The organism is Amycolatopsis sp. NPDC101161, from assembly GCF_044768185.1.
Taxonomy (GTDB): Bacteria; Actinomycetota; Actinomycetes; order Mycobacteriales; family Pseudonocardiaceae; genus Amycolatopsis.
The window spans coordinates 1-4802 of the sequence record NZ_JBIWPI010000010.1 but is presented as its reverse complement, the minus strand read 5'-3'; the positions used below and the strand labels follow the sequence as shown (position 1 = coordinate 4802).

The 4802-nt window shown below is 61.5% G+C and carries 6 protein-coding genes; all 6 read left to right on the top strand.

Annotation, left to right across the window (positions count from 1 at the left end; genetic code table 11):
* Positions 1-89: 89 nt before the first annotated feature.
* The 6 genes from ACIRSS_RS50135 (at position 90) to ACIRSS_RS50110 (ending at position 4134) form a co-directional block, all read left to right on the top strand.
* Positions 90-935, top strand: coding sequence for a GntR family transcriptional regulator (locus ACIRSS_RS50135; RefSeq protein ID WP_400909540.1), 846 nt, complete (start codon positions 90-92; stop codon positions 933-935).
* Positions 932-1582: an HAD family hydrolase gene (locus ACIRSS_RS50130; RefSeq protein WP_400909538.1), complete on the top strand. Its 651-nt coding sequence runs from the start codon at positions 932-934 to the stop codon at positions 1580-1582. Before ACIRSS_RS50135 ends, ACIRSS_RS50130 begins: the two co-directional genes overlap by 4 nt.
* 151 nt (positions 1583-1733) lie before the next feature.
* A complete protein-coding gene (locus ACIRSS_RS50125) occupies positions 1734-2003 on the top strand; it encodes a hypothetical protein (RefSeq protein ID WP_400909537.1) in 270 nt (89 codons plus the stop codon).
* A 13-nt stretch (positions 2004-2016) separates the two neighbouring features.
* Positions 2017-2367 (top strand): hypothetical protein, encoded by a 351-nt coding sequence (locus ACIRSS_RS50120; protein ID WP_400909535.1) that lies wholly within the window; start codon positions 2017-2019, stop codon positions 2365-2367.
* Positions 2368-2569: 202 nt separating this feature from the next.
* Positions 2570-3337 carry a HipA family kinase gene (locus ACIRSS_RS50115; RefSeq protein WP_400909533.1) on the top strand — a complete coding sequence of 256 codons (768 nt, stop codon included), beginning with the start codon at positions 2570-2572 and terminating at the stop codon, positions 3335-3337.
* Positions 3334-4134, top strand: coding sequence for a hypothetical protein (locus ACIRSS_RS50110; protein WP_400909532.1), 801 nt, complete (start codon positions 3334-3336; stop codon positions 4132-4134). Before ACIRSS_RS50115 ends, ACIRSS_RS50110 begins: the two co-directional genes overlap by 4 nt.
* Positions 4135-4802: the final 668 nt, after the last annotated feature.

The window sequence follows — 4802 nt, the reverse complement described above, 5'->3', positions numbered from 1 at the left end:
CTAGCTGAGTCAAGAAAGTTAGCTAGTAAAGCTAGTTGAACACGAGGATTCACCTAGTTGTTCTAGCTGGGTGAGGTAAAGTGGCAGTCATGGACGCACTCGATCCGGACGATGCCCGACCGCCGTTTCAGCAGGTAGCAGCCGTTTTGAAGGCCGCGATCCTGACCGGGAAGTACCAGCCGGGGGACCGGTTGCCCTCGTATGCTGAGCTGGCCAGCCAGTTCGAGGTGGCTCCAATGACGGCACAGAAGGCCGTCGGACTACTGCGCGACGAAGGGCTGGTGATCTCCAGGCAGGGGAAGGGGTCATTCGTTCGGCAGCGGACTGAGCGCTCGGTGGGGCTACGGCCGCACGTCGAAGCAATCTTTGAGAGCGGAGCTGTCGCGATCGACTTCGCAGGCTTCTCGGGGGAGACGCTTCAGGGGGTTATCGGCGAACCGCTGGACAAGGTCCGTTCGGGACGACTTCAGCCCGAGAGTCTGCGAATCCGGATCTTGCTTCCGGATCTCTCGAAGCCTGTCGGCCTGCCAGCGCTCGCGCCCGAGGGTGTCGATTCGCCGGACGTGCGCAAACGAGCGGAACGCATCGTGCAGCGATCGACACAAGGAATCGTTGAGACTGTCGAAGAGCTATCCGCGCTAGGTCTTGTTGAGTCTGCAACCGCGCAAGTTCGGACGTACCATGCCGCACCGCTGTTCAAATTATTTCTTCTGAATAGTTCTGAGGCATTTTTTGGGTTCTACCCCGTTCTGCAACACTCGGTGGCCATCGGAGGCGAGCCCGTCGAGATCTTCGATCCAATGGGCAAAGACGCGGTCCTTTTCCATTACGCGAAGACCGACGACGATTCGGCGATCGATTCCCAGTACGTCGATCAGGCGCAAAAGTGGTTCGACAGTGTTTGGTCTTCGGTTGCTAAGGATGTTACTGCGTGAGTTTCGAGCAGGGTTTGTTGCAAGTACTCGCAGAATCTGCTGCGGTGATCTACGATTTCGATGGTCCTATTTGTGGAGTCTTTGCTGGTTTGCCGGCCGAGGGTGTGGCGCGGCAGCTCGAATTGACGATAGGCGTGCAGGTCGGGACGGATGATCCGCTTGAAGTGCTTCGTTATGCGCACCAACTTGGGTCGACCGCGGTGGAGGCCGTAGAGCGCCAGCTCATCGCGGCAGAGTTGCTTGCGGTAGAAACCGCAAGCCTCACCAGGGGTGGCCTGACGTCAATGTGCAGCTTGGCTGCGCGCGGCAAGGCTACTGGCATATTGAGTAACAATTCGTTTGAAGCTGTTTCCAAGTTTATGCAAAAAGCGGTTGTCGATCAGTGGCGCGGTCCGATTATCGGCCGCCCATTCGGGCGCCCCGCGTTGATGAAGCCGAACCCGTATGGCCTGGATCTAATGCTGAGTCAGCTAGAAGTCCGCGGTGCTGACGCTGTCTTCATCGGAGATTCGACGTCCGATATCGAAGTTGCAAAAAGTAGAGGCGTGTGCAGTGTCGGATTGGCGAACAAGCCGGGCAAGCGGGAGATGCTCGTGGAAGCGGGTGCGGAGTTCGTCGTAGACAACATGGTGGAACTCGCAGGGTAGAGCAGTTGACGCAGGCCCTTGATCGAACATAAGTTCGATGGCGAGGTACAGTGATGCAGGGCGGTGTCGGCTCGCAGGGGAAGTGCGGGCCGTCACCGCTCACCCCGCCACCTGACTGAATGCCCCGATCGCGGCCGGAGGGAGAGTCGCCATGACCGACGTGCCGACGTCGTCCCTCACAGCCCAGGACGCCGCCGCGCTGATCTTCGCCACGGCCGCGGATCTCGGGGCTACCCGCCAGGAAGCCATTCTCGTCACCAGGGCCGTGAACTCGGTCCGGGTCGGCAGGTCGACGGACGTGGCGCTTACCGACACGGCGCAGCACCAGCGGCGCCGGCTCGCGCACGTCGTCGGAACCTTGCTATACGACCCGGCGCTCAACCCAGTCGACGTCGTCGCAGCCGTGACCGGTGCTGGGTAGGGCGGGAAGCGCGATGGATACCCCCTACACCCGCTGGTACGGCGACGACATGCACGGCCGCTCGAAGATCCTCACGCCAGTCTGGGTAAGGCTCGACGCAATCCTCGTCCGAATCAAGGACGCACCTGAGCGCGCGGTCGATGACGGGCTCGACTTCTCCGGCGAAGTGCACGGCCTGCTCCATGGCTGGTGGCCGACCCACCGCGGGCACTGGCTCGGGGTCGTCGACTACGACGTCCCGTTCGCCGATGGTCGACGTCGCAAGATCCGCGCGGTCAACCAACTCGTGCCGCTCTACGCTCTACGACCTCGCGGTGAGCCGGATGAGATTGGCGGAGCCACCGACACGATAAAACCTGGTTGACCTGCGCAAACAGCCGTGAGGTTGCCGCAAGCTCGGGCGCTGCGTCGATCGTTGGTGACTGCCGGTATCCACTGACCATGACGGTGACCAGCTTTCGCGTTGCCGCCCGCTGCACCGACGATAACAATGATGTTACGTAGCGTTATGTGCTGTTCGTCGGTTGCGATGGTGGACGAGTGAGCGATGCGGGGGAGGTTGACAAGTGGCGAGGCTGAGAACGGTTCGACCGGGGCTGAAAATCCTGACCAAAGACGGTCCGGCAGCTGAAGGCGCGAACGACTGCTGGTGGGGGACCGCGCGTGTCCTGATCAAGCCGAACCAGACCGATCACGAGTGGCTTGTCGCTATCGAGTACGTCACAGCGCGGCTGGCTGCCGCCATCGGCATCCCGGTTCCAGCCGGCGAGTTGGCTGAACTGCCGCCGGACGGCCAGGTCGTTTGGGTGAGCGCCGTGGTTGAGCACGGCGGCGAACAGTTCGCCCCAGCCGACGCGCAAGTCATCGCGGCGCAGGCACCTGACCTCGCGGCTGGAGTCTTTGTGTTCGACGTGTGGATCTTGAACGAAGACCGGCCGGACCACAACCTCGTGTATCACCAGGAGGTTGGGCTCTGGGCCATTGACCACGAAAAAGCCCTGGCCGGCCCCAACATGGGGCGAGATGGGGAGCTAGCGAGTATCCAGGAGTCCCCGCTGGTCGCAGACGCAGCGCGCGGGGTTCAGGAGCATGCATTGAGGGGATGCCAGCTGGAGGACCAGCGCCTACGGAGCTGGGGGGATCGAGTGCAACACGTACCGCGGTCAGCGATCGAACGCTTAGTAACCGCAGGTCGCGTGGCTGGCCTGTACGGGAAGAAACAGGCCAATGAGATTGCCGACTTCCTGTTGCATCGGCAACAGAACATCCACAGACTTGTAAGGCTGTCTCTACCCGAGACCACCGACGACCATGGGGAAGGAGCTGGGCAGTGACCGCCAAATGGTACCTCATCCGCCATGTCCCTGACCTCAGGCGACGAGAGCCCCACAACGTCGGCCTGGTACTTCAGACGCCAGAAGGCTGGTTGACGAAGTTCGTCGGCCAAACTGACGACGGCACCATCGATGGGCGACATCTGCCGCACAAGCAGATCTCCAACACCGAGGTCTACAAGAGTTGGGTGAGCTACTACCAGCGGAAGGCGTCTGATCACAGCTGGTGTGACGTCGCAACCATGCAGCGGCGACGTACCGGCAACTATGTCGCCGAAGAAGGTGGCGAGCTGTTAGATGACCCTCCCTCGTGGCAAGACGCCCTTGATCGACTCTTCGCTGAGCTCGTCGCAACGGAGGTACCTAACGCTTCCCCTGATCGCCAGGAGAAGCCAGCCGACGTCCTTCTGACTCGCGTGCAAGCTGTCTTAGAGGCTGCCCGTATTGTCCCTGAGCGGCGCGTGAAAGTTGCCGCTCGGTTCGCGCCAAACGGTCACATCAGTGAGGTGCCCTTCAGGTTCAAGTACGTGAACGGGCAAGCCCACCTAATGGATCTTGGTCACGAGCACGTGAAGCCAGAGCAGGCTGCTGCGGACGCCCGTGAGCTGCGCAGCCGAGTGGAAGCAGCGCGCCTTGCAGGATCAGCTCAAAGTTTCGTGACCTTCTACGACAGCAGCTTGCTAGACCAGGACGCCCTAGAGGATGTTTTGCTTCCCCTCGAAGAGATCTCCTACGCAGTTGATGTGAACAGTCGCCCGGCCGCTGTCCGTGCGATGAGGGAGCTAACCGAACACTAGGCGGCAACCGACGGCCACACTCACGCTGCTGTTTGGTCGGCTGAAGTTGTCTGTAGGGCGCCGCAGTCGAGGCTGTAAGAGCAGTTGCCGGGCGTCGCGGTTCGGCTGGCACGCGGCGGCCTCTGACCGGAACCGGCGTGCTGAGCGCGTCACGGCCCCAGCGATGGGCGGAATTTCGCTGCCTGAGAGCGTCGTAGGCAGGCGCACGGGACACCCCTGGTGCGGCTGGACCCTGGGAACCGACTCAGGCGCTCTGACGGCCGGTTTTTGCGCGCCGGATGGGTGCAAGACTCGTCGTGCGCCTGGGGCGTGACAGTCGTGGCGTGTCGAGACTGTCACACCTGTCACTTTGTCACTTTACCTAGCCTGACCTGGGCTTTTAGGTGTGACAGGGGAGTGACACCTGCCGTGACAGCTTCTCTCCCACACTAATTCTCTGTCTCTGTAGTCACGGCGCGGGAAAAGAAGCTGGAACAGGGAGTAGCCGCTGGTTCAGCCTCTTGTGCCCCTCGCGTGCCCGTTGCCGGGGGAGCGTCCGGGGAACCACGGGGAACAGCAGGCTTCATGAAGCCCTGACCAGCAAATATAGGATCGGCTGGTCAGCGGCCAGGCAAGTGCGTACCTTTGCAAGGCGGGGGTCAGGGGTTCGATTCCCCTCAGCTCCACAC

Bases quoted from the DNA above. Each gene is read 5' to 3' on its own strand.
- ACIRSS_RS50135 (WP_400909540.1), top strand. From the start codon at position 90: ATGGACGCACTCGATCCGGACGATGCCCGACCGCCGTTTCAGCAGGTA.
- ACIRSS_RS50125 (WP_400909537.1), top strand. From the start codon at position 1,734: ATGACCGACGTGCCGACGTCGTCCCTCACAGCCCAGGACGCCGCCGCG.
- ACIRSS_RS50120 (WP_400909535.1), top strand. From the start codon at position 2,017: ATGGATACCCCCTACACCCGCTGGTACGGCGACGACATGCACGGCCGC.